This window comes from Paenibacillus cineris, assembly GCF_018333335.1.
Classification (GTDB): Bacteria; Bacillota; Bacilli; order Paenibacillales; family Paenibacillaceae; genus Paenibacillus_AQ; species Paenibacillus_AQ favisporus.
In genome coordinates, this window is the sequence record NZ_BORU01000014.1 from 1 (window position 1) to 632 (window position 632).

Consider the following 632-nt stretch of genomic DNA (forward strand, 5'->3'; position numbering starts at 1 on the left):
TCCCCATTCGGACATCCCCGGATCAAAGCTTGCTTACAGCTCCCCGAGGCAGTATCGTTGTTCGCCACGTCCTTCATCGGCTCCTAGCGCCTAGGCATCCTCCGTGTGCTCTTAGTAGCTTAACCATAATGACTCCTGTTTTGCCCGATTCGTTTTCTTGTTTTGCGCAAGCGCAAAGCCAAAGGCTCTCATCGTTCAAAACACTCGTCTGCTACTTAAAACTTAACTTGTTGTGACACAAGTTTCAGCTAAAAGGATATTTCTAAAACGCAGATTCGTTTCGTTATCTAGTTTTCAAGGATCAAATCATCCAGTCTTGCGACCGGACTTATATCATACCAAATCATCACTCGCTTGGCTACAAGCAAGTTCTGGAAATCGTATGCGAGAGTTTGAGCTCTCAAAACTGACCAACGAGTGAGTAACTAGCCGACCGGCTAGATTTAGTATTTGAATGCTTCCATCGCAGGAAGCGATTCTCCATAGAAAGGAGGTGATCCAGCCACACCTTCCGATACGGCTACCTTGTTACGACTTCACCCCAATCATCTACCCCACCTTCGGCGGCTGGCTCCTTGCGGTTACCTCACCGACTTCGGGTGTTGTAAACTCTCGTGGTGTGACGGGCGGTG

At 48.4% G+C, this 632-nt stretch carries 2 rRNA genes; both read right to left on the bottom strand.

Features of this window, described 5'->3' with window-relative positions:
* A 23S ribosomal RNA gene (locus KI379_RS33670) occupies positions 1–125 on the bottom strand; the annotation flags it as partial.
* Between the two features lie 361 nt (positions 126–486).
* Positions 487–632, bottom strand: a 16S ribosomal RNA gene (locus KI379_RS33675); the annotation flags it as partial.